The sequence below is a fragment of the Blastococcus capsensis genome, from assembly GCF_030165005.1.
Taxonomy (GTDB): Bacteria; Actinomycetota; Actinomycetes; order Mycobacteriales; family Geodermatophilaceae; genus Blastococcus; species Blastococcus capsensis.
The window spans coordinates 85,388-107,029 of the sequence record NZ_JASNNW010000016.1 but is presented as its reverse complement, the minus strand read 5'-3'; the positions used below and the strand labels follow the sequence as shown (position 1 = coordinate 107,029).

Sequence of the window (21,642 nt, the reverse complement as noted above, 5' to 3'; positions counted from 1 at the left end):
CCCGGGGGGGGGGGGGGGGGGGGGGGGGGGGGGGGGGCGGCCGGGGGGGGGGGGGGGGGGGCGCCCCCCCCCCCCCCCCCCCCCGGCAGCCGTCGCATCCCGCCTGCCGTGCTGCTACCTGGCCAGCACTGCGGTGCAGTTCGCGGAGAGGATTCCCCCCTCCGCGTGCAGCAGCGCGACCGTGGCGCCGGTCACCTGATTGGCTGCCTGCCCCGACAACTGCCGGACGGACTCCGTGATGTGGTGGATCCCCGCGGCACCGCCGCAGTGAGCGTGGGAGAGCAGTCCACCGTGCGTGTTCGTCGGCATGCGCCCGCCCAGCGAGATGCCCCCCGAGGCGACGAATTCGGGGGCCCCTCCCGGCGGACAGATCCCGATCTCCTCCAGTTCGAGGGCCAGGGTTATGGAGTAGCTGTCGTAGAGGAGTGCGACGTCGACGTCGTCGACGCCGACGGCTGCCGCGTCGAGGGCGCGCCTGGACGACAGGCTGCAGCCAGTTCTCGAGAGATCCCCCGCGTAGGCCACGTGGTCGTAGACGTAGCCCTGGGAGCCTCCGAGCAATCCGATGTGCTTTCCCGTGGAGGACCCGGAACCTGGCTGTCCGACGATCACCGCTCCGGCGCCGTCGGAGATCGGGCTGCACTCGAGGAGGTGCAGCGGACTGGAGACCAACCGGGAGGCGGCGACGTCCGACGTGGACAACGGTTCCCGGTAGGAAGCCCGGGGATTGCCGGCAGCGTGCTCCCGCATCGCGACGGGCATGCTGGCGAGCGCTTCCACCTCCAGGCCGAAGCGGTGCAGGTACGCCTGCGCGAGCAATGCGTACGCCGACACGTTCAGCATGCCGAAGGGCTGCTCCCATGCCGGATGTCTCATGCCGGAGAAGGCGGAGACGGAGGCGGACCGGTCCTGGCCGGAACGCGGCGTGTCCGCGGCCAGGACCATGACCGAACGACACGTTCCTGTACGGACCAGCCGTACCGCGTCCAGCAGACCGGCGAGCGCCGACGCGCCTCCCAGGGACACGCTCGCGCAGTGGCGCAACTGCTCCGGGATGCCCAGGTACTCGGCGACGGCGACCGCATGCCGGGGGAAGGCACCCACGAGCGGAACCGTCGTGATGAGGCCGTCGACGTCACCGAGATCGAGCCCGGCATCCGCGACCGCCGCGGATGCCACTCGAGCCGTCAGGTCGAGCGTCGTCACACCCGGGAGCCGACCGACCTCGCTGTCCGCGATGCCGATGATCGCCGCGTCCCGCGTGCTCATCGGACAACCGCCTGTTCGGCCCACTCGAAGACCGGCACAGTCGCCCCGCCCCGCTCCCGATAGGTCAGCTGCACGGCATCGCCTATGCGCGGTTCGCGGTCACCGACGGAACCGTCCGCCCGGACGAGGTTCGACACCAGGACGGCCCCCGGCGCGAGCTCGACCATCACGATCCAGTACGGGAGCTCGGACTCGAACGCCGCGTACGTCGTGCGGAAGACTTCTGTGAAGGAGACGATGCGGCCGGTCCCCGGGTGCGACACCCATTCCATCGTCGCCGTGCCACCGCAGTGGCGGCACCACGGTCCAGGTGGGTGCTGGACGGCGGTGCAGCCTGCGCAGCGCTGGACGAGGAACCGCCGTTCGCTGATGGCCTGCCACCAGTGAGCGGCAGCGGCGTCCATCACTTCCGCTCCCCCTGGCTCTGCGGTGCGGGCAGGAGCTGCGCAGTGTGCTCGCCCAGGCGCGGCGCTGCGGTCGGGGGTCGCCACGGAGTGGCGCTCAGCTTGTACGGAGCGCCGGGATAGGTGAGGGAAGCGCCCACATCCTCGTGCTCGACGACGCAGTAGGCACCCCTGTCCCGGAGATGGGGATCGTCGAGCAGATCGTGCGGGGAGTTGACCGGCGCCCACGGGAGTCGGCGCTTCTGGGCCTCCGTGAAGAGATAGGAGGAGTCGCGGGCGGCGCAGAACCGGGAGATCACCGCTACGACGTGGCTCATCCGGGATGCCCGCCCCTCGTCGGAGGCGTAGACCGGGTCGGCGAGATCTTCCGCCATTCCCTCGTCCTCGAACCACTTCACCATCGCCGCGTACCGCTCGTTCGTCAGGTAGAGCGGCAGGGTGCAGAAGTACTTCCCGTCGAGACAGCGATGGTTCCAGGGCGGCGAGTCATAGGGCCGGGCATGCCGACCGGTCTGCCGCCTCGGGTTGACCTGCTGGTACTCCCAGTAGGCGAAGGACATCTCGGTCGACACCGACACCACGTCGTGCGCGGCGATGTCCACCATCTGGCCCCGACCGGTCCGCTGCCGGTGCACGAGGGCGGCGATGACGCCCGTGGCGATGGCCATGCCGGTCAGATGTGCACTCTGCCCGCCCGACGGGGCGATCGGCGGGGCACCCGGGACGTCGTCGTACCCGCAGGCCGCCATGACGCCTCCGAGAGCCAGTTGCACGAGGTCGCTGGACTGGTGTCCGGCCAATGGGCCCGTGTCCCCGAACGGCGACACCCGGCAGTAGACGAGTCCGGGGAAGTCGCGCTCGAGGCTCGATGCAGTGATACCGAGCCGGTCGAGCACCGGTGTGCTGGAGCCGTCCAGGACCACGCCGGCATCGTGCAGGAGCCGGCGCAGGTCCCCGGGGGCCGAGGCGTCGGCAGGATCGAGCACGACGGAGCGCTTGGACCCGTTGTAGAACCAGAACTGCAGGGAACGATCGGGGTCTGCCACGCCTCCGTGGAACGGCGGGATCCGACGCGACGCCACCCCACCCGGGGGCTCCACCTTGACGACATCTGCGCCCAGATCGGCCAGGAGCTTGCCCCCGAACTCGACCAGGCCGCCGTCGTCGCCGAGTTCCACCACTCTTACGCCCGCCAGGGGTGCCGAAGCGGTCACCACAGGGACCTCGAGACCGTGACGTCGCGGGGCAGGTCCGCGGGCCACGTGAGACCGTCGCGGTCGAGCTGCCGGATCTCCTCCTCGCTCATCCCGAGCAGATCGCCCAGCACGTACTGGTTGTCCTGCCCGAGCAGCGGCCACGAGGGAGGGGTCACCCGGTCGGTCTCGGACATGCGGATCGGCGTGGCCTCGAACCTGTGCTCGCCCAGTACCGGGTGCTCGAGAGTCGGGAACATGCCCCGGTGGACCAGTTGGGCATCGTTCTCGGTGCGGTCCTGCGCCGACTGCACGGCACCGCAGCGGACTCCGGCTGCCTGCAGCTTCCTCATCAGCTCCTGCTTGTCGTACGTCTCGGTCCATGCGGCGATCCGGCCGTCCATGCCGTCCTGCTGTGCGACCCGCCCGTCCGCGGTGTCCAGCGACGGATCCAGAGCCCAGGTCGGCCGGCCCATCTGCTCGCGCAGCGCCACCCACTCCTCGTCTGCGAGGACCGAGATCACGCAGTAGTCGTTGTGGCCCCCTCCACGAGTGGGATAGGCGCCGTACGGGGCGCCCCACTCACCCCGGTATCCGTACGCAGGACTGGCTCCACCAGTAGCCGCGCGGTTCCCGGGTGGAGAGGTGTCCCCCCCACGGCGCTCCCTCGTGGCGTTCTGGTCGAGCACGCTGGGGCCGGTCAGGGAGAGACCGGACTCGACCTGGGACACGTCGACGTACTGACCCTCCCCCGTTGCCACCTGGTGGTGGATCGCTGCCAGCGTCGCGACCGTGGCCATCGCTCCGCCGGCCACGTCCATGTAGGACCATCCCCAGCCTGCGGGCGCGTGGCCCGGTAGGCCCGAGATCGAGGTCAGACCGTTGAAGGCCTGCGCCGTCGGGCCCCACGTGTCGTAACCCTCGTAGGGCCCCGAGTGGCCGAATCCAGAGGCACTGACGTACACGATCCGCGGATTGATCTCCCGCAGCTGGGGATAGTCCAGGCCCCAGCGACGGAAGACCTGCGACGAGAACGACTCGATGACGACGTCCGACACCCCGACGAGCCGCCGGATGATCTCCATGCCGCATGGCGACCGGACGTCGAGAGTCAGACTCCGCTTCCCGGTATTGAGGTTGTGGAAGAACGGGCCGTTGTCCAGGCCCTTCCTCTCCTCTCCGGCGCTGTACATCGTGGTCCGCATCGGATCAGCCCGCTTGGGCCACTCCACCTTGATGACCTCGGCACCGAAGGAGGTCAGCGTGCGGGTGACGGTGGGCCCGAGCACGCTCCACGTGAAGTCCAGGACCCGGACACCGGCGAGCGCACCGGCCGTTCCACCAGCCGACTGCCCGACTCCGGAGGGGTCACGCACCGGCTCATCCCGCTCCCGGCCGCTGTCCACCGTGCTCAATCCGACGTCCCGGAGAGAACGGGCTCGTACGCCGCCCGCTGCTCCGCGAACAGCTCGCCCAGCTCCTCGCCGGAGATGAACTCCTCCGGCACGTACTTCTCACCGATCCGCTCGACGACCTCCGGGTCCTCCAGTGCCGCCTCGAGCGTGTCCTCCAGTCGAGCCACCACCTCATCCGGCGTGCCCGCAGGGGCGGCCAGGCCGTAGTACGACGTGCCCATGGTCAGGTCCTCGTACCCGAGCTCCTGCAACGTGGGCGTATCCGGCAGGTAGCTGGCACGTTCTGCCGACCCGACGGCGATGGGACGGAACTCGCCCGCCTCCATCTGGGTCAGGATGTCGTCGGATGCCACCACGAAAGTGGCGTCGACGTTGCCGCCGAGCAATGCGGCGATGCTCCCCGCGTTCCCGTCGAAGGGGACCGGCGTGGTGACCACGTCGTACTCCTCCGCCAGGCGTTGCAGCTCGACAGCACCTTGCGACGACGCCCCGGGAACCGCCACGGAGAGACTGCCCGGATCGGCTTCTGCCGCCTCGAAGAAATCCTCTGCGGAGGCGTACTCGGAGTCCGCCCGCACCGCCAGCACGTAGGGGTACTGGGAGATCGCCCCGATCGTCACGTAGTCGGACTCGTCGTAGTCGACGTCCTCCACGAGCGGTGTCACCGCAGCTGCGCTGGAGGCCAGGATCTGGAGCGTGTGCCCGTCCGGCCCGGCCTGGATCATGCGGGCCATGCCGAGGGCGCCGCTGCCGCCCGGCCGGTTCTCGGGCACGACCGACTGCCCGAGTTCCTCCTCGAAGAAGGGCGCGAGGGAGCGCGCCACCTGGTCGGTCGGGCCCCCGGCGGCATAGGGGATCACCAGGGTGATCGGCTCGGACGGGTACGCGGCGGCATCGCCACCACCACCGCCACCGGTCTCGGCTTCACCACCGCACGCACTCAACGGTAGGAGCATCGACAGCACGGCAACCACTGGGAGCAGGCGTCGGTTCTTCATGCACATCTCCTGACGAGAATCTGAGGATCGGGTCGGTCGAGAACTCGGGGCGGTCCTGGATCACCGGGCCACCGGACACACCGGGGTCGTCGGGCCACGAACCGACCCGGTTCGCGGCCATCACCGGCCGGCACCGGCGCTCACCTCGAACTGTCGTGAGTTCTGGACCGGCCTCGGCGCGAGTGGGCCGACACCGCGCCTGGTGCGACGACTTGACTGCTCCACCACCGGCCGACGACGCGAGCCGGTGGCTCTTGTGCGCCCGAGACCCGGCGACCTCGGACACGCGGTGTGGGCCCGACAGAGGCATGGAACACCTCCTTCCGTGTGCGACATCACACTGGCCGGAAGAACGTGACCTGTCCAACATACGTATCGCATACCTTGATGCGGTGTGAGCATCAATCTGGGCTTGAGCCACCTACGGGCCGTCGTCGGGGTGGCCGACGCAGGAAGCTTCACCGCGGCTGCTGCGCACCTGCACGTGGTCCAGTCGTCGTTGAGCCGCACCGTCGCCGACGCCGAACGCCGGCTCCAGATCCGGCTGTTCGTGCGCACCACGCGCAGTGTCGAGCTGACGGTGGAGGGGCGCGAGGTCGTCGAGGTCGCCCGGCACATGCTGGAGGAGTTCGACTCCGGGCTGCGCCACGTCACGGGGTACCTCGACGGCAGTCGCGGCACGCTCACCATCGCCGCCCTGCCGGCACTGGCTGCGACGCTGCTGCCCGGCCTGCTCTCGTCCTACCGCAGCACACGCCCCGACGTGACCGTACGGGTCCTCGACATGCTCAGCACGGAGATCCTGCACCACGTCCTCGCAGGCTCGGTCGACATCGCCGTCACCGGTTCTCCCTCGCCGCACCCCGATCTCGTCGTCCAGCCGGTGGCGACCGACAGCTTCTTCTGCGCCGCGCCCGTCGATCATCGCTTCGCGCGCTCGGAGCGGGTGACGTGGTCGGACCTGGCCGGCGAAGCGTTCATCGCGTTCGACCCGGCCACCACCAGTGTGCGACTGGTCGTCGACCGCGCGATCCTCGAAGCCGGGATCGGCCTCGGACCTGTGCTGGAGGCCCGCACGGTGGGTGCGGTGGCCGGTCTGACCGCTGCGGGACTCGGCGTGACGGTGGTCCCCGGTTTCGTGCTGCCGATGATCGAGTTCGCGGGGCTGCGACACATCCTGCTCGAACCCGAGGTGCAGCGCTCCATCTGCATCGTGCGACACCGCAGACGTCCGCTCAGCCCGACGGTCCAGGGTTTCCTCGACACCGTCCGGACGGCCGCCACGAGTGAGGGGCCACTACCTGCCGGGGCCTCGTGGCACGTCACGCCCCCCACGTACGGCGGCCTCGAAAACGTCTGACCGTGGAAGGCGATCGCGTCGACCCGCCGGAGACGTCCCGGCTGACCGCGTGGACGACGTGCCGGTCACGACATCAGCGCAACAACACCACCGCGTCCACCGCACGGGCGCCTCGTCCGGCCGGCAGCAGCATCACCGGGTTGGCGTCGAAGCCGCGAATCCGCCGGTCTGCGTCGGCCATCGTCTCGGAGGCCGCGACCACCGCCGTGACCCAGGCGTCGACGTCGGCCGCCGGTGCGCCACGCACCCCGGCCAAGAGCGGCGCCATCCGTAGCTCACCGATGGCCTCCCGTACCTCTTCGGCCGTGCACGGCGCCAGCAGAACCCGGGTGTCGGGCACGGCCTCCACGTGCACGCCCCCCGCCCCGATCACCATGACCGGCCCGAAGACCGGATCGACGTGCGCGCCGATCAAGACCTCGTGCACCCCGTCGACCATCGGCGCCACGACGAAGCCGTCCAGTGACACACCATGGCGTGCCGCCGCATCAGCGATCGCTCGGGCTGACTCCTCGGCCTCCTCCGGAGAGGTGCATCCCAGCCGCACCAGTCCGAGCTCCGCCTTGTGACTGACGTCCCGGCTGCAGCCCTTGACCACGGCCCGCCCGGCGGCCACGCGACCGAACGCCTCCGCCACCTGCTCCGCCTCCGGCACGAACTCGTGCGGGACCACGGGGACCCCCACCGCTGCGAGAGCAGCCAGGCTCTCCGACTCGTTGAGCTGCCCTCCGCCGGGACCGCTCCGACCGGCGAGGGCCGGGCGGCGGAGCGTCTCGGCGCGCTGTATCCGCCGCCGGTGCGCCAGGTACTGCGCCAGCGCGCCGACCGCCATCGACTCCTCCTCGAAGACGACCAGTCCCGCCCGGACGAACGGAGCGGCCACCGAGGGCTGCGGGATGGCCAGCACCAAGGGCGTCCCGGAGGCGACGAAGTCGGCGGCGTCCCGGGCGAACTGCTCCACGTCATAGCCACGGCCTGCCACCGGGATCGCGAGCAGGCATGCATCGACGGCGGGGTCGGCCCCGAGGAGGGGCAGGACCCGGCCGAAGATGCTGCTGTCGGTGAGCAGCGCCGCGGTGACGTCGATCGGGTTGGCGGTGGCGGCGAAGGCCGGCAGCTCCTCGGCCAGCCGGGTGCGGGTGGCAGGCGCCAGCTCGGCCAACGGCACGCCGGCGTCCTCTGCGGCGTCGGCCGCGAGGACGCACATCGCACCGGAGTTGCTGACCACCGCGAGGCCGCTTCCGCGCGGCTGCCAGTCCTGGAGGTAGAGCTCGGTGGAGGCGACCAGCTCGTGGACCGTCCGCACCGACCAGATGCCGGCCCGCTCCAGGAGCGCATCCAGGACCCGTCGCTCGCTGGCCAGCGCCCCGGTGTGCGACGCCGCGGCCCGGCTACCGTGCTGGCTGCGACCACCCACCAAGGCCACGACGGGAACGCCGTTGCGCCGGGACCGCTCCCCCAGCTCGACCAACCACTCCGGGTTCTCGATCTTCTCGAGGTAGAGCAGCAGCAGCTTCAGCTCGGGGTCCTCGACCACCGAAGCGGCGAGCTCGGACGCACTCACGTCGGCGTCGTTGCCGGTCCCGTGGGCGTACCGGACCCCGATGCCGCGGCGCCGCAGGATCCCGTAGGGGACCGAGGCCATCGCTCCGCTCTGGCTGACGATGCCCACCGGCCCGTCAGCCGGCGGATCCTCGGTGAACAGCGTGGAGAACCCGAGGACGGCGCCGGAGGAGAAGGTCGCCAGCCCCTGGGAGTTGGGGCCGATGAGGCGCATGCCGGTCCGCCGGGCGGCTGCCAGCATCTCCGCCTGCATGGCGATGCCTTCAGCTGTCCCGGTCTCACCGAACCCGGAGGACATCACCACGCAACCCTTCGTCCCGAGGTCGGCCGCCGTTGCGACGGCCCCCACGGCGGCGGTGCCGGGTACCGCCACCAGGACGACGTCGGGCGCCTGCGGCAGGTCGGCCAGAGACGGCACCGTCGCCATGCCCTGCACCTCGCGACGGCGGGGGTTGACCGGCATCACCCGGCCCCGGTATCCGAACTCCCGCATGTAGCGGAGCGGGCGCCCGCCGATCTTCTCCGGGTCGTCGGAGGCCCCGACGACGGCGACCGATGCGGGATGTTGGAAGAAGTCCAGCACAGCTGTCATGTCAGCGCCCTTCTCGAGAAACTCGGGACCAGGGCCGTCCCCGTGCCGTCCGGCACGAATTCCACGCGGGCGCGGTCCCCGGGTACCAGTTCGTCGCGCACCCGGCCCATCACCACCGGGCCCTCGTCGAGCTGGACGAGGGCCAGCGACAGCGGTGCGCCGCCCACCTCGCCGGTCACGTGCGAGCGGGTCACCGCCACGCACAGTCCGTCGCCGGACGACTGCCGCGAGGAGCTCCGTCCCGATCCGCACCGCGGGCAGTGGTCACGCGGCAGGTACCAGCGGTTCTCGCAGTCGTCGCAGACCCCGAGCACCAGCCGCGGCTCTCCGTGCGTCCAGTCGTCGTGGTGCCGGCTCACGGCTGGCTTCCCTTCCGGAGGACGACGCCGACGTGGGCGGAGAGCACCCCGCCGTCGGCATGCACGTACCCGACCTCGCAGTCGGACACCTGCGCAGCACCACGCTCGCCGCGCAACTGTCCGGCCACCTCGGCGAGGTGGGCCATCCCTCCGGCTACCCCCGAGTGCCCGTACGAGAGCAGGCCACCGTGGGTGTTCAGGGGGTGACGCCCGTCGGCCTGGAAGGCACCCGCCCGCGCGTAGGCCCCGGCGCGGCCGGGCGGCGCGAGCCCCAGCTCCTCCATGATCATCGCCACGGTGATCGAGAAGCTGTCGTAGATGCCGAAGACGTCCACCTCGGCGAGATCCAGGCCGGCCTGGCGCAGCGCCGCGCCGGCTGCCCGTGCGGCGCCCGTGTCCTCCGGATCCAGCGCGCTCAGGTGCTGGTGCCGGTGCCCCTGACCGACGCCCACGATCGACAGCGACCGTTCCGACGTGGGCGCGCGCGAGACCACGAAGGCCGCGCCCCCGTCGGAGACCGGGCAGCAGTCCAGCAGCCGCAGCGGCTCGGCCACCGGTCGCGAGGAGAGGACGTCGGCGACCGTGATCGGCTGGCGGAAGTGTGCGCCGACGGTTGCCACGGCGTGCTCGCGCATCTGCACCGGCAACGGTGCGAGCGCAGCGTCGTCCAGACCGTGGCTCCAGAGATATCGCGAGGCCAGGAGTGCGTAGTACGCCGGCACCGTCCCACCGAGCGGCACCTCGTAGTGGGCGTGCCCGACCTGGGCGAGGATCTTGGTCGACGTCGTGCTCGACTGTCCGCTGGCCCGGTTCTCCCCCGCGACCACCAGCACGTGCTCGGCCGTCGCGGACGCCACCAACGAGGCGGCTTGCGCCACCATCGCCAACCCGGTCGCGCCACCGACGCTCATGCCGAAGGCGACCTCCGGTCGCACTCCCAACCGCTCGGCGACCACGTTCGCAGGCATGAGGTGGCCGGACACGGTCGAATAGCCGGCGATCACCGCGCCGATTCGGAGCGGATCGAGACCGGCATCGTCCAGCGCGATCTGCGCGGCAGCGCACTGCCAGTCCTGCGAGTCCCTTCCCGGCAGCCGACCGAACGGGGTGAGCCCCACCCCGGTGAGGAATGCGCTCACGGCCACTGCGCCCCACTCGGGGCGCCGGACGGCCAGGCCGTCCGGCCCCTACCGGCCGAGCTCATCGGCAGTCCATGACGCCGGTCGTCGAGCGGCGGACGAAAGGGAAGGCCACCCGCACCTCCCCCACGCTTCGTCGGCCGCGGGCGACCACCACGGATCCACCCCTGCGCGGTGCCCGGCACCCTCTTGCTCGGACCGTAACAGCGACCAGGCTCCCGATCGACCCGTCGCAGGCTCTGCCGGCCGTCCCCGCTCGGAACAGGCCTCCTGCGACCGAGGCAGTCATGGCCGTGGTGACCACCGGCGCGGCGTGTGCGCGGTCCCGCTGGGCCAGGCATTGCACGTCACGGCGACTGCCGGCGGCCGTCCCCGGACCCCCGGACGCAGCGGAGGGACGGCCGTGCAGCAGCCCCCACCCCTCCCCCGCGGTCGAACGAGCACCCGGCTCAGGCGATGTCGGCCAGCTTGGTGCGCAGGTGCAGCACCGCCTTGGTGTGCAGCTGGCAGATCCGGCTCTCGGTCACTCCGAGCACCCGGCCGATGTCGGCCAGCGTGAGGCCCTCGAAGTAGTACAGGGAGACGACGACCTTCTCCCGTTCGGGCAGCTGCTCGACGGCGCGGGCCAGCAGCTGGCGGGCCTCACCGTGCTCGGCCATCGCCTGCGGGTCGAGTGCGGTGGGATCCCGGAGGGTGTCGCCGAGGCGCGGGGAACCGCCGTCGTCGTCGGTGAGCAGCTCGTCCAGCGCCACGACGTTCACCAGGGACAGCTGCCCGAGGAACTTCCGGATGTCCTCGACGTCCATGTCCATGGCGTCGGCGACCTCTTCATCGGTCGGCGTCCGGTGCAGCTTGCTCTCCAGCTCGGCGACCGTGCGCTCGAACGCGCGGGCCTTGACCCGCACCGACCGCGGGATCCAGTCGGTGTTGCGCAGCTCGTCGATGATCGCGCCGCGGATGCGGGCCATCGCGTAGCTCTCGAACTTCACCTCGCGGGTGGGCTCGTACCGGGTGATCGCGTCGATGAGCCCGAAGGTCCCGTACGAGATGAGGTCGGACTGCTCCACGTGTGCGGGCAGACCGCTGCCGACCCGGCCGGCGACGTACTTCACCAGCGGCGCGTAGTGCAGGATCAGCCGGTCCCGGAGGGCCGCGTCCCGGCCTTCGACGTACCGGGCCCACAGCTCGTACAGCAGGGCCTCGGCGTCCTCACCGGGTTCGCCGATCCGGCGGATGGTTGCCTCAGACACGGTCGCGCTCCTCGGTCGTGCTGCGGGGTCCGGTCCGTGGTCCCGCGTGGTCATGAGTGCCGCCGCCCGCTCCGCGGGCCGGCCCCGGCCTCAGGCACGAGGATGCGCCTGGGCATGGACCGCACGGAGCCGTTCGACCGTCACGTGCGTGTAGATCTGCGTCGTCGCGAGGCTAGCGTGGCCGAGCAACTCCTGGACGGACCGCAGGTCCGCGCCGCCCTCCAGCACGTGCGTGGCCGCGGAGTGCCGGAGTCCGTGCGGGCCGATGTCCGGAGCCCCCGGGACGCCGGCGGTGGCGGCGTGCACCGTGCGGCGGGCCTCCCGGGCGTCGAGCCGGCGTCCCCGCAGGCCCAGGAGGAGCGCCGGGCCGGAGTCCGGCGTCGCGAGAGCCGGCCGGCCCCGGGTCAGCCAGGCGTCCACCGCCCGTTCGGCCGGCAACCCGTAGGGCACGCTGCGCTCCTTGCGGCCCTTGCCCAGGACCCGCAGCAGCCGGCGTCCCCGGTCGACGTCGTCGACGTCGAGACCGACGAGCTCGCTGACCCGGATGCCGCTGGCGTACAGCAGCTCCAGGACGACGGCGTCGCGCAGCTGCACCGGCTCCTCCGACCCGGCGGCCGTCTCGACCAGTGCACGAGCCTGGTCGGGGGCCAGCACGTCGGGCAGCGTGCGGTGGGCCCTGGGGCTGACCAGTCGCTGCCCGACGTCCTCGGGAGTGAGGCCGGCACGGCGCAGCCAGGCGGTGAACGACCGGGCGGCCGAGGCGTGCCGGGCGGTGGTGGACCGGCTGTGCCCGCGGGTGCGGCCCGAAGCGAGCCAGCTCCGCAGCGCGGCCAGGTCGAGGTCGTGCGGCTGGGTGCCGCTGCGCCGGGCCAGGTGGTCCAGCAGCCGGGCGACGTCGCCGACATAGCCCCGGAGCGTGTTCGCGGAGAGATCGCGCTGCGCGCTCAGGTGCTCCTCGTAGCCGGCCAGCGCCTCGGCCAGCGCCGGGGGCAACCCGGCGCGGACCTCTGCGGTGCGGGGAGTGGCCACGGGGGCACCGTCCGTCGGCGCCAGCCGCCGGTCAAGCCGCCGCGCCGGGAGTCTTCGGCGGTGGCGCCAGCCGCCAGCCGGTGCCGGTCCACTGCACGAGGTCGGCGAGCTCCAGCGACGGCAGCACCCGGAGGACGTCGAGGACCGTGCAGCCGGCGATGTTCGCGAGCCGTTCCGGGCTGGCCCCGATGCGGACCGGGCAGGCGTCCAGCACCCGCGCCGCGACGTCGGAGAGCTCGTCGCGCGGCGAGGTCGGCCGCTCGACGGGCGGCGCGAGATCCGTGCCGATGCCGCCGACGGCCTCGATGACGTGCGCGGCGGAGGTGACCAGCACGGCACCGGCCGCTTCGTCCCTGAGCAGCTCGTGGCAGCCGACCGACAGGGCGCTGGTGATCGGCCCGGGGACCACCATCAGCGCCCGGCCGAGGTCCCGGGCGCGGTTGGCGGTCGCCTGGGCGCCCGAGCGGGCTGCGGCCTCCACGACCACCGTGCCGCGGGTGAGGGCGGCGATCAACCGGTTGCGGACGAGGAACCGGTGCCGCAGCGGCGCGCAGCCCGGCGGCCACTCGCTCACGAGCAGCCCCGTCTCCGCGATCCGGGCGAACAGTGCGCCGTGCGCCGCCGGGTAGACCCGGTCCACCCCGCAGGCCAGAACAGCGATCGTCGGTGCCTCGGCGGCGAGCGCGCCACGATGGGCGGCGCCGTCGATGCCGAAGGCCCCTCCCGACACCACGGTCCAGCCGCGCTCCCCCAGCTGGTGGCCCAGCTCTGCGGCGACGTGCTCGCCGTAGGCGGTCGACGCCCGGGAACCCACCACGGCGACCGACCGGTCGGCCAGCACGTCCAGGCGTCCCGGACCGCGCAGCCACAGCCCCAGCGGCGGCACGGGAGCGCGGGTGCGATCGGCTTGGTGTCGCGGCTCCACCGGCTCTCCGGCGAGGGCCACGGTCAACGCGTGCAACGGGTACGCCGGCCACTCGTCGTCCTCCGGCACGACGAACCGGGCCCCGCACCGTTCGGCGCGGTGCAGGTCGGCCAGGCTGGCGTCCTGCTGCGCCCGGGCGCCCACGAGGGAGCGGATCCGGTCCGGCGCCGTCCCGGCCCGCAGCCGGCGCACCGCCTCGACCGGCCCGACGTCGTCGACGTACCGGAAGAGGTCGATGGTGCCCGGCTCCACCGCGCGGCTGAGCCACGCCCGCGCCCGGCGGACCCCGGGGTGCACCCCGCCGGGGGCGGGAGCGGCCCCGCGCGCCTCCTCGAGGTCCTCGTCGAGGCTCATGCCACGCTCCGCCGGAGCCGCATGCCCAGCGCTTCGGCGATCTCGTTCGTACCCGGCACCGTGCGGCCGGCGAGGTCGGCCAGTGTCCAGGCGACCCGCACCACCCGGTCGAACCCGCGCACCGAGAGCGCGCCGCGCTCCAGGGCTCGCTCGGCCAGCCGCAGCGAGGAGCGCGGGACGGCGAAGCGCTCGCGCAGCATGCGTCCGGGCACCTGGCTGTTGAGCGCCAGTCCGGTCCCGACCAGCCGCTGCCCCGCCACCGCCCGCGCCCGGGCCACCCGTTCGGCGACGACCGCGGTGGGCTCCGGCGTGTCCACCCCGTCGAGCCAGGCTGCGCGGGTGACCGGCGGCAGGTCCACCCGCAGGTCGACGCGATCGAGCAGCGGCCCGGACAGCCGCGACTGGTAGCGCCGGCGTTCCAGCGGGCTGCACGTGCAGGCGGTGTCGCCGGCAGCACTGGCGCACGGGCACGGGTTGGCCGCCAGCACCAGCTGCGCCCTGCAGGGGAAGGTCGCCGACCCCGCGGCCCGCTGGATGGTCACCTGGCCGCGTTCCAGCGGCTGCCGGAGGGTGTCCAGGACGGCGCGGGGGAACTCCGGCGCCTCGTCGATGAACAGGACGCCACGGTGCGCCCGGCACAGCGCACCCGGCCGGATCTGGCCGGAGCCACCGCCGATCAGCGCCGCCATGGTCGCCGAGTGGTGCGGGGCCTCGAACGTCGGCCGGGTGACCAGGGGCGCGTCGGGCGGCAGCGTGCCGGCGATCGAGTGGATGGCGGTGACCTCCAGCGCCGCCTGCTCGTCCAGCGGCGGCAGCAGGCCCGGCAGCCGCTCGGCCAGCATCGTCTTCCCGGCACCGGGCGGGCCGGTGAGGAAGAGGTGATGCCCACCGGCGGCGGCGACCTCGACCGCCCGCCGCCCGGCGACCTGACCGACGACGTCGGCGAGGTCGGGCACCGGAGGAGGCTCGGGCAGCGGCCCGCGCTCGTACGGCTGCAGGACCGTGGCCCCGCGCAGGTGCTCGACCAGCTGCGCCAGGCTTTCCACGGCGAGCACCTCCACCCGCTCGACCAGCGCGGCCTCGGCCGCATTGGCCAGCGGGACGACGACCTGGCGGTGGCCGGCCCGGGCAGCGGCGAGGACCGCCGGGAGGACGCCGCGGATGGCCCGCACCGACCCGTCGAGGCCCAGCTCGCCGAGCAGCACGAGCCGGTCGACCGCACGGCGGCGCACCGTGCCCGCCGCGGCGAGGACCGCGGCGGCCAGCGCGAGGTCGAATCCGCTGCCCTGCTTGGGCATGGACGCGGGCGAGAGCCCGATGGTGATCCGCCGGGCGGGGAACTCCCCACCGGCGTTCACGACGGCCGCCCGCACCCGGTCCACCGACTGCCGCACCACCGCGTCCGGGAGGCCGACGAGCACGACCCCGGGCAGGCCGGCCGCGATGTCGACCTCCACCTCCACCATCGCGCCCTGGACCCCGGCGAGCCCGACCGACCAGGTACGGGCGAGCGTCACGAGAACGCCGCCCGGAGGTGGGTGACCACGGCCGGGCGCCCGGGACGGACCAGCACGCCGACGACGTCGAAGCGCACTTCCGGTGCGTGCTCCTCGTGCGCCGCGAGCCAGCGCTGCGCGAGCACCCGGATCCGCCTGCACTTGGCGGGCGTGACCGCCTCCACGGGCCGGCCGTAGCCGGTTCCGCGGCGGGTCTTCACCTCGCAGAAGACGAGGGCGTCGCCGTCGCGAGCGACGACGTCGAGCTCCCCCTCGCGGCATCGCCAGTTGCGGTCGAGGACGCGGAGTCCGTTGTCGGTCAGGTAGGCGACGGCGATGCGTTCACCGTGGGCGCCGAGTTCGGAGGTGGGAGGCACTCCCCGACCGTGCCGGGCAAGCGCTCCGCACCCAAGGCCCCGGCCCGGTCTGTGGACGCGAGCGATGCCTGTGGACGACCGCGCCGGCTACGGCAGGCGGGGGCCGTCGGGCAGCTCGAGGTCGGGCTTGTCGAGCTCCTCGACGTTGACGTCCTTGAACGTCAGCACCCGCACGTTCCGCACGAAGCGGGCGGGGCGGTACATGTCCCACACCCAGGCGTCGGAGAGCTTCAGCTCGAAGAAGACCTCTCCCCCGGCCTCCCGCACCTGCAGGTCGACGGAGTTGGCCAGGTAGAACCGCCGCTCGGTCTCCACCACGTAGGTGAACTGCCGGACGATGTCCCGGTACTCGCGATAGAGCTGCAGCTCCATCTCGGTCTCGTACTTCTCGAGATCTTCGGTGCTCATCGACACTGCTCCGCATCGCTGCTCCGCAGGGGAACCGGAGGCCTGCGGCCCACCCCGACAGGGGAACCGGACGCCTGCGGCGACCCTCGAAGCTCTTCGGGGGCGGCGTTCGGCGAAGGGCGCATGGACACATCATCGACCATCGCGCCCGAACCGGTCAGTCGGGCCGTCCGGGCGGCGTGCACGTCGCGGGCCCGGACCACGTTGACGTAGCGCATCCGGTGCTCCGGACACGGACCGTGACGCTCCAGCGCGGCGGTGTGGACGTCGGTGATGTAGCCCTTGTGGCCGGCGAAGTCGTACTCGGGCCAGCGCTCGTGCAGGTCGACCATGATGCGGTCGCGGGTCACCTTGGCCAGCACGGAGGCGGCGGCCACGCAGGCCGCGACCCGGTCGCCCTTCCACACGGCCAGACCCGGCCGGGCGAGCCCGGGCACGGGGAAGCCGTCGGTGAGCACGTAGTCCGGTCCGGGGTCGAGCATGCTGACGGCGCGACGCAGCGCCTCGATGTTGGTGACGTGCATGCCGCGGGCGTCGAGATCGGCGACCGGAAGGACGACGACCGACCACGAGAGCGCCCGCTCGACGATCTCGGCGTACACCCGTTCCCGGGCGGCGGCGGTGAGCAGCTTGGAATCCGCGAGCCCCGGCACGCGCCCGCGCTGGCCGGCGGGCAGGATGCAGGCCGCGGCGACCAGCGGGCCGGCGCAGGCGCCGCGGCCCGCCTCGTCGGCCCCGGCGATCGTCTGGAAGCCGCGGCGGCGCAGCGTGCGCTCCATGTCCCAGAGCGCCTCGGGCCGGTCGTCGGCCAGCGTGCGGCGGGCACGGACCACCGGGGCGGATCGGGTGTGGGTGGGACGGACAGCCATCGCGGCACGACAGTACGACGACCCGGGAACCCCCCCGCCCCCCCCCCCCCCCCCGGGGGGGGGGGGGCCCCCCGGGGGGGGGGGGGGGCGCCCCCCCCCCCCCCGCGTCCGGTGGAGGACCGGTCAGATGTCGACCGTCGCCTCGGGGGCGACGGCCCGGAGGGCGTGGGCGCCGCAGGTGCAGCCCGGCGTCCGGTTGGAGAGCACCAGCGACACCGCGTGCGCACGGTCCCGGGCACCCAGCTTGCGCAGGATGGCCTTGACGTGGGACTTCACGGTGTCCTCGCTGATGAACAGGTTGCGGCCGATCTGGCGGTTGGACTGGCCCTGCAGCAGCTCGTCGAGCACGTCCTGCTCGCGGCGGGTCAGCGGCACCTCGGGGGCGAACGGCTTGGCGGCGGGCACTGCCGACGGCTCGACCCGGCGGATCTGCGGATCGACGACGGTGCGGCCGGCGCGGGCGGCCAGGATGGCCCAGCCGAGCAGGGTCGGCGAGGTGTTCATCATCAGGTAGCCGCGGATGCCGGCAGCGAGGGCCTCGTTGACCACGGCCGGGTCCTCGGTCGTGGCCAGGGCGATGATCGTGACCCGGGGGAATCGGCGGCGCAGATCACGGCAGGCGCCCAGGGTCGCTGCCCGGCCGGCGCCCAGCTCGACCACCACCGCGTCGGGGCGGGCGGTCTCGACCAGCGTGAGTGCTCGCCGGATCTCGCCGGGGGTGCCCACCGACTGCATGCCGGCGGTCTCGTTGATCATGCTGACCAGCCCCCGGCGCAGGACGGGCGCGTCGGCGAGGAGGAGCACGCGGGTGACCCCGCGGGCGGTGCTCGCCACAGGTGCAGACACAACAGACTCCGTTTCGACTTCCGGGAAGGTGCAATGTCTCCAACGGAAGGGTGAAACGGTTACTTGAATGTTTTCCCAGCACTTTTTTTCTACTGGTAGAGCGCACCGCCATTCGGCGCACGGAAAGTCACGCCAGTAACGGCGTGACCATTACCGGTCGAGATCGACCCTCCGTGCACGCCGCCGTCGGTGCCAGGCGGTGACCGGCACGGCACCGCCAGGCCCGCCGCATACGGCAGGACGGCGACGGCGCCGACCTGCGATGCTCCGCCCCCGGTCGGCCCCACGGGGACCGCCGCGGCCGCCTCGGTGCCCTGGATGTCGGGCGAGTCGAGCAGGCCGAACCGGTCGAGCGGCCAGACGACGAGCGCGGCCTTGCCGATGACGTCGTCCACCCCGATCGTCCCCGCATACTGGTCCCCTACGTGCGAGCGGGAGTCCGCCGACGCGGAACGGTGGTCACCCATGACCCACAGCCGCCCCTCGGGCACGGTCACCGGCCCGAACGCCCGCCGCTCGATCGGGTCGTTCTCGAAGACGTAGGGCTCCTCGAGCGGTTCGCCGTCCACGGTGACCCGGCCCTCGGCGTCGCAGCACTGCACCGTCTGCCCCTCGGTGGCGATCACCCGCTTGACGAAGTCGTCCTCTCGCGGCGGGGCGACGCCGATCGCCCGGCCCAGCCACAGCAGCCCCCCGGTGAACCAGTTGTCCGGCTCGTCGATCGAGATCTCCGGCGTCCAGGTCTCCGGTCCCCGGAAGACGACGATGTCGCCGGCCTCGGGCTCCCCGAACCAGTACGGCACCTTGTTGACCAGCACCCGGTCGCCGGTGCAGCCGGCGCAGCCGTGCAGCGTCTGCTCCATGGAGCCCGACGGGATGAAGAAGGCCTGCACGAAGAACGTCTTGACCACCAGGGCCAGGACGAAGGCGATCAGCAGCAGGACGGGCAGCTCGCGTAGCAGCGAGCCCTTCTTGGCGTCGTCGTCATTCCGGCGCCGTCTACCCGCCCTCCCGGACGCCGCGCCGGCCGTGGAGGTCTCGTCGGGTTCGCCGGATTCACCCGGAACGACGTCGGCGGGCCCCCCGGGCCGGTCGCTGCTCATCGGTATCAGCGTACGGCGCGGGGGACCCGCCGAGATCCAACCGGTCGGACCGGCTGTCAGGCGTGTCCTCGCGGGAGGTCAGCGCGCGACGGGCTCGCGCTTCTCCTTGATCTTGGCGGCCTTGCCGCGCAGCTCGCGGAGGTAGTACAGCTTGGCGCGACGCACGTCACCGCGGGTCAGCACCTCGATCTTCTCGACGACCGGGGTGTGCACCGGGAAGGTGCGCTCGACGCCGACGCCGAAGCTGACCTTGCGCACGGTGAAGGTCTCGCGGATGCCACCGCCCTGACGGCGGATGACCACGCCCTGGAAGACCTGGATGCGCGAGCGGTTGCCCTCGATGACGCGGACGTGCACCTTGACGGTGTCACCCGGGCGGAACGAGGGGATGTCGTCGCGCAGCGAGTCGGCGTCGAGTGCGTCCAGCGTGTTCATCTCGGCAGTCCTCATGTTCTGGCTGTGTACTGATCAGCCGGGTACTCAGCAGCGGGGTCGATCTCGGTCCGGACAGCGGAACGCCCCGGCCGTCCGTTCCGGGGAGCTGCGGCTCCGGTCAGGAGCTCCCGGCGGCGGGGCCGTCGGTCAGCAGCAGCTCTCTACTGTGCCACACCTTCAGCCGACGACGCGCGGCGGCCCCGTCCACGGGCCGGTGGCCAGCTGCCCCAGCAGCGCCGGCAGCTCCTGCGGCACGAACCCGACGGTACCGGCGGCCAGCTCCTCGGTCGTCCACCAGCGGTGCGGCTCGTCGGCGAGCAGCTCCAGCTCGGTGAGCGCACCGGGCACCACCTCGTGGACGACGTCGCGCAGCACGAAGTAGGTCTCGCGGGTGTCGTAGCACTGGTCGCCGAACGGGCCGACGTGCCGGCGCAGCCAGACCGGCCCCTCGAGCGCGGACGGGTCGGCGTCCAGCCCGGTCTCCTCGGCGAGCTCCCGCACGGCGGCGGCGTGCAGCGTCTCGCCGTCCTCCACTCCCCCGCCGGGGGTGTACCAGAACAGCACCTCGCCGGGCGGCAGCGACGGGTCCGGGAGGCGGGCGCCGAGCAGCAGCACCCGGCCGGCCGGGTCGAGGACGACGACCCGCGCCGTCGTGCGCAGGACCGGCCGGTCAGTCACCGGCCAGCGCCGCCCGCTCGGCGTCGGTGAGCGCGTCCTCCGGGAGCGCCGCGAGCAGGTCGGGACGGCGGGCCGCGGTGCGCCGCAGCGACTCCGCGCGCCGCCAGCGGGAGATCGCCGCGTGATCGCCGGAGAGCAGGACGCCGGGCACCTCGTGGCCGCGCCAGCCGGCCGGGCGGGTGTAGGAGGGACCTTCGAGCAGGCCGTCGGCGTGCGAGTCGAACTCGACGGACTCCCGGTTACCCACCACGCCGGGGATCAGCCGGGTGACGGCCTCGGTCATGACCAGGACGGCGGACTCCCCGCCGGCGAGCACGTAGTCGCCGATGGAGACCTCCGAGACCGGCCCGGAGTCGGCGGCCCCGTCGGCGACCCGCTGGTCGATGCCCTCGTACCGGCCGCAGGCGAAGACCAGCCCCGGCTCGGTCGCCCACTCCGCGGCCATCCGCTGGGTGAACGGCCGGCCGGCGGGGGTCGGGACGACGAGCCGGGTGCCCGGCGGGCGGACGGCGTCCAGCGCCCTCCCCCACGGCTCGGGCTTCATCACCATGCCGGGACCGCCGCCGTAGGGGGCGTCGTCAACGGTGCGGTGCACGTCGTCGGTCCACTCCCGCAGGTCGTGGACGCCGACGCTCACCAGGCCGCGCTCGATGGCCTTGCCGATCAGCGACTGGCGCAGCGGCGCGAGGTACTCCGGGAAGATCGTGACGACGTCGATCCGGAAGGTCACTTCTCGACCCGCCGGTTCGCTCCCGCCCGGCGGAGCCGGCCGATCACAGAGCCGCTCACAGGTCGAGCAGCCCCTCGGGCGGGTCCACCACCAGGAAGCCGCCGGCGACGGCGACGGTGGGCACGATCGCCGAGACGAACGGGATCAGCACCTCACCGCCCTCGCTGCGGCGCACCACCAGCAGGTCCTGGGCCTCGTGCCGGACGGCGGTGACCTGGCCGAGCACCGAGTCGTCGGCCAGCCGGGCGGTCAGGCCGACCAGCTGGTGGTCGTAGTAGGAATCGGGCTCCTCGATCTCCGGCAGGTCGGCGATCGGGACCACCAGGAGGGTGTTGCGCAGCTCGTCCACGGCCTCGCGGACGTCGTAGACCTCGCCGGTCGGCCCGGCGAGCTGCAGCAGCAGCGTGCCGCTGTGCCACCGCTGGTCGACGACGGTCAGCGGACCGCGCTCGGGCGGGTCGGTGAGCAGCACCGTGCCCGGGGCGAAGCGGAGGTCGGGGTCGTCGGTGCGGACCTCGACGGTGGCCAGACCACGGACACCGTGGGGCCGGCCGATGCGGCCGACCACCACGGTGTCGGTGAGTTCGTCCGGGGTGCTCAAAGAGCTCGTGCTCAGCGCCCGTCGGTGTCGACGACGTCGACCCGCAGGCCCCGCCCGCCGACCCCGGTCATGACCTGGCGCAGCGCCTTGGCGGTGCGCCCGCCGCGGCCGATGACCTTGCCGAGGTCGTCGGGGTGCACCCGGATCTCGAGGGTCTTGCCACGGCGATTGGTGAGCAGGTCGACGGTGACGTCGTCGGGGTTGTCGACGATGCCCTTGACCAGGTGCTCGAGCGCTTCTTCGAGCACG

At 72.6% G+C, this 21,642-nt stretch carries 23 protein-coding genes and 1 pseudogene; 1 reads left to right on the top strand and 23 read right to left on the bottom strand.

Annotation, left to right across the window (positions count from 1 at the left end):
• Positions 1-114: 114 nt before the first annotated feature.
• From QOZ86_RS14840 to QOZ86_RS14820, 6 genes and pseudogenes are all read right to left on the bottom strand, one after another.
• On the bottom strand, positions 115-1,269 hold the full coding sequence (locus QOZ86_RS14840; RefSeq protein WP_284492749.1) for a thiolase C-terminal domain-containing protein: 1,155 nt from the start codon (positions 1,267-1,269) through the stop codon (positions 115-117).
• Positions 1,266-1,532, bottom strand: a complete 267-nt coding sequence (locus QOZ86_RS14835; protein ID WP_284492748.1) for a Zn-ribbon domain-containing OB-fold protein — start codon at positions 1,530-1,532, stop codon at positions 1,266-1,268. Before QOZ86_RS14835 ends, QOZ86_RS14840 begins: the two co-directional genes overlap by 4 nt.
• Before the next feature lie 24 nt (positions 1,533-1,556).
• Positions 1,557-1,673, bottom strand: a pseudogene (locus tag QOZ86_RS21245) (zinc ribbon domain-containing protein); the annotation flags it as partial.
• On the bottom strand, positions 1,673-2,887 hold the full coding sequence (locus QOZ86_RS14830; RefSeq protein WP_284492747.1) for a CaiB/BaiF CoA transferase family protein: 1,215 nt from the start codon (positions 2,885-2,887) through the stop codon (positions 1,673-1,675). The gene QOZ86_RS14830 and the pseudogene QOZ86_RS21245, both read right to left, overlap by 1 nt.
• A complete protein-coding gene (locus QOZ86_RS14825; protein WP_284492746.1) occupies positions 2,884-4,242 on the bottom strand; it encodes a CaiB/BaiF CoA transferase family protein in 1,359 nt (452 codons plus the stop codon). Before QOZ86_RS14825 ends, QOZ86_RS14830 begins: the two co-directional genes overlap by 4 nt.
• Before the next feature lie 35 nt (positions 4,243-4,277).
• On the bottom strand, positions 4,278-5,279 hold the full coding sequence (locus QOZ86_RS14820; protein ID WP_284492745.1) for a tripartite tricarboxylate transporter substrate binding protein: 1,002 nt from the start codon (positions 5,277-5,279) through the stop codon (positions 4,278-4,280).
• Positions 5,280-5,673: 394 nt separating this feature from the next.
• On the opposite strand from QOZ86_RS14820, the gene QOZ86_RS14815 reads away from it, so the two are divergent.
• Complete coding sequence (locus tag QOZ86_RS14815; protein ID WP_284492744.1) at positions 5,674-6,639, top strand: LysR family transcriptional regulator; 966 nt, start codon at positions 5,674-5,676, stop codon at positions 6,637-6,639.
• Between the two features lie 73 nt (positions 6,640-6,712).
• On the opposite strand, the gene QOZ86_RS14810 is transcribed toward QOZ86_RS14815, so the two are convergent.
• The 17 genes from QOZ86_RS14810 to QOZ86_RS14730 form a co-directional block, all read right to left on the bottom strand.
• A complete protein-coding gene (locus QOZ86_RS14810) occupies positions 6,713-8,794 on the bottom strand; it encodes an acetate--CoA ligase family protein (protein ID WP_284492743.1) in 2,082 nt (693 codons plus the stop codon).
• A complete protein-coding gene (locus tag QOZ86_RS14805; RefSeq protein WP_284492742.1) occupies positions 8,791-9,153 on the bottom strand; it encodes a Zn-ribbon domain-containing OB-fold protein in 363 nt (120 codons plus the stop codon). Before QOZ86_RS14805 ends, QOZ86_RS14810 begins: the two co-directional genes overlap by 4 nt.
• A complete protein-coding gene (locus QOZ86_RS14800; RefSeq protein ID WP_284492741.1) occupies positions 9,150-10,292 on the bottom strand; it encodes a thiolase family protein in 1,143 nt (380 codons plus the stop codon). Before QOZ86_RS14800 ends, QOZ86_RS14805 begins: the two co-directional genes overlap by 4 nt.
• Positions 10,293-10,741: 449 nt before the next feature.
• On the bottom strand, positions 10,742-11,542 hold the full coding sequence (whiG, locus tag QOZ86_RS14795; protein ID WP_284492740.1) for an RNA polymerase sigma factor WhiG: 801 nt from the start codon (positions 11,540-11,542) through the stop codon (positions 10,742-10,744).
• A 90-nt stretch (positions 11,543-11,632) separates the two neighbouring features.
• Positions 11,633-12,571, bottom strand: coding sequence for a tyrosine recombinase XerC (locus QOZ86_RS14790; RefSeq protein ID WP_284492739.1), 939 nt, complete (start codon positions 12,569-12,571; stop codon positions 11,633-11,635).
• A 31-nt stretch (positions 12,572-12,602) separates the two neighbouring features.
• A complete protein-coding gene (dprA, locus tag QOZ86_RS14785; protein ID WP_284492738.1) occupies positions 12,603-13,850 on the bottom strand; it encodes a DNA-processing protein DprA in 1,248 nt (415 codons plus the stop codon).
• Positions 13,847-15,367, bottom strand: a complete 1,521-nt coding sequence (locus tag QOZ86_RS14780; RefSeq protein WP_284492737.1) for a YifB family Mg chelatase-like AAA ATPase — start codon at positions 15,365-15,367, stop codon at positions 13,847-13,849. The genes dprA and QOZ86_RS14780 overlap by 4 nt, the downstream gene beginning before the upstream one ends.
• Positions 15,364-15,723: a YraN family protein gene (locus QOZ86_RS14775; protein WP_284492736.1), complete on the bottom strand. Its 360-nt coding sequence runs from the start codon at positions 15,721-15,723 to the stop codon at positions 15,364-15,366. The genes QOZ86_RS14780 and QOZ86_RS14775 overlap by 4 nt, the downstream gene beginning before the upstream one ends.
• Before the next feature lie 87 nt (positions 15,724-15,810).
• Entirely contained in the window at positions 15,811-16,131 is a 321-nt protein-coding gene (locus tag QOZ86_RS14770; RefSeq protein ID WP_029432918.1) for a DUF2469 domain-containing protein, read from the bottom strand.
• Positions 16,128-17,000 (bottom strand): ribonuclease HII, encoded by an 873-nt coding sequence (locus QOZ86_RS14765; RefSeq protein WP_284492735.1) that lies wholly within the window; start codon positions 16,998-17,000, stop codon positions 16,128-16,130. Before QOZ86_RS14765 ends, QOZ86_RS14770 begins: the two co-directional genes overlap by 4 nt.
• A 123-nt stretch (positions 17,001-17,123) precedes the next feature.
• Positions 17,124-17,846, bottom strand: coding sequence for a LuxR C-terminal-related transcriptional regulator (locus tag QOZ86_RS14760; RefSeq protein ID WP_284492734.1), 723 nt, complete (start codon positions 17,844-17,846; stop codon positions 17,124-17,126).
• Between the two features lie 89 nt (positions 17,847-17,935).
• Positions 17,936-18,949 carry a signal peptidase I gene (gene lepB / locus QOZ86_RS14755; RefSeq protein WP_284492733.1) on the bottom strand — a complete coding sequence of 338 codons (1,014 nt, stop codon included), beginning with the start codon at positions 18,947-18,949 and terminating at the stop codon, positions 17,936-17,938.
• 78 nt (positions 18,950-19,027) lie between these two features.
• Positions 19,028-19,399 carry a 50S ribosomal protein L19 gene (gene rplS / locus QOZ86_RS14750; protein ID WP_431521225.1) on the bottom strand — a complete coding sequence of 124 codons (372 nt, stop codon included), beginning with the start codon at positions 19,397-19,399 and terminating at the stop codon, positions 19,028-19,030.
• 162 nt (positions 19,400-19,561) lie between these two features.
• On the bottom strand, positions 19,562-20,062 hold the full coding sequence (locus tag QOZ86_RS14745) for an NUDIX hydrolase (protein WP_284492732.1): 501 nt from the start codon (positions 20,060-20,062) through the stop codon (positions 19,562-19,564).
• A complete protein-coding gene (gene trmD / locus QOZ86_RS14740; protein WP_284492731.1) occupies positions 20,055-20,792 on the bottom strand; it encodes a tRNA (guanosine(37)-N1)-methyltransferase TrmD in 738 nt (245 codons plus the stop codon). The genes QOZ86_RS14745 and trmD overlap by 8 nt, the downstream gene beginning before the upstream one ends.
• A 55-nt stretch (positions 20,793-20,847) precedes the next feature.
• Positions 20,848-21,393: a ribosome maturation factor RimM gene (gene rimM, locus QOZ86_RS14735; protein ID WP_284492730.1), complete on the bottom strand. Its 546-nt coding sequence runs from the start codon at positions 21,391-21,393 to the stop codon at positions 20,848-20,850.
• Positions 21,394-21,404: 11 nt separating this feature from the next.
• Positions 21,405-21,641 (bottom strand): RNA-binding protein, encoded by a 237-nt coding sequence (locus tag QOZ86_RS14730; RefSeq protein ID WP_113799223.1) that lies wholly within the window; start codon positions 21,639-21,641, stop codon positions 21,405-21,407.
• Between the last annotated feature and the right edge of the window lies 1 nt (position 21,642).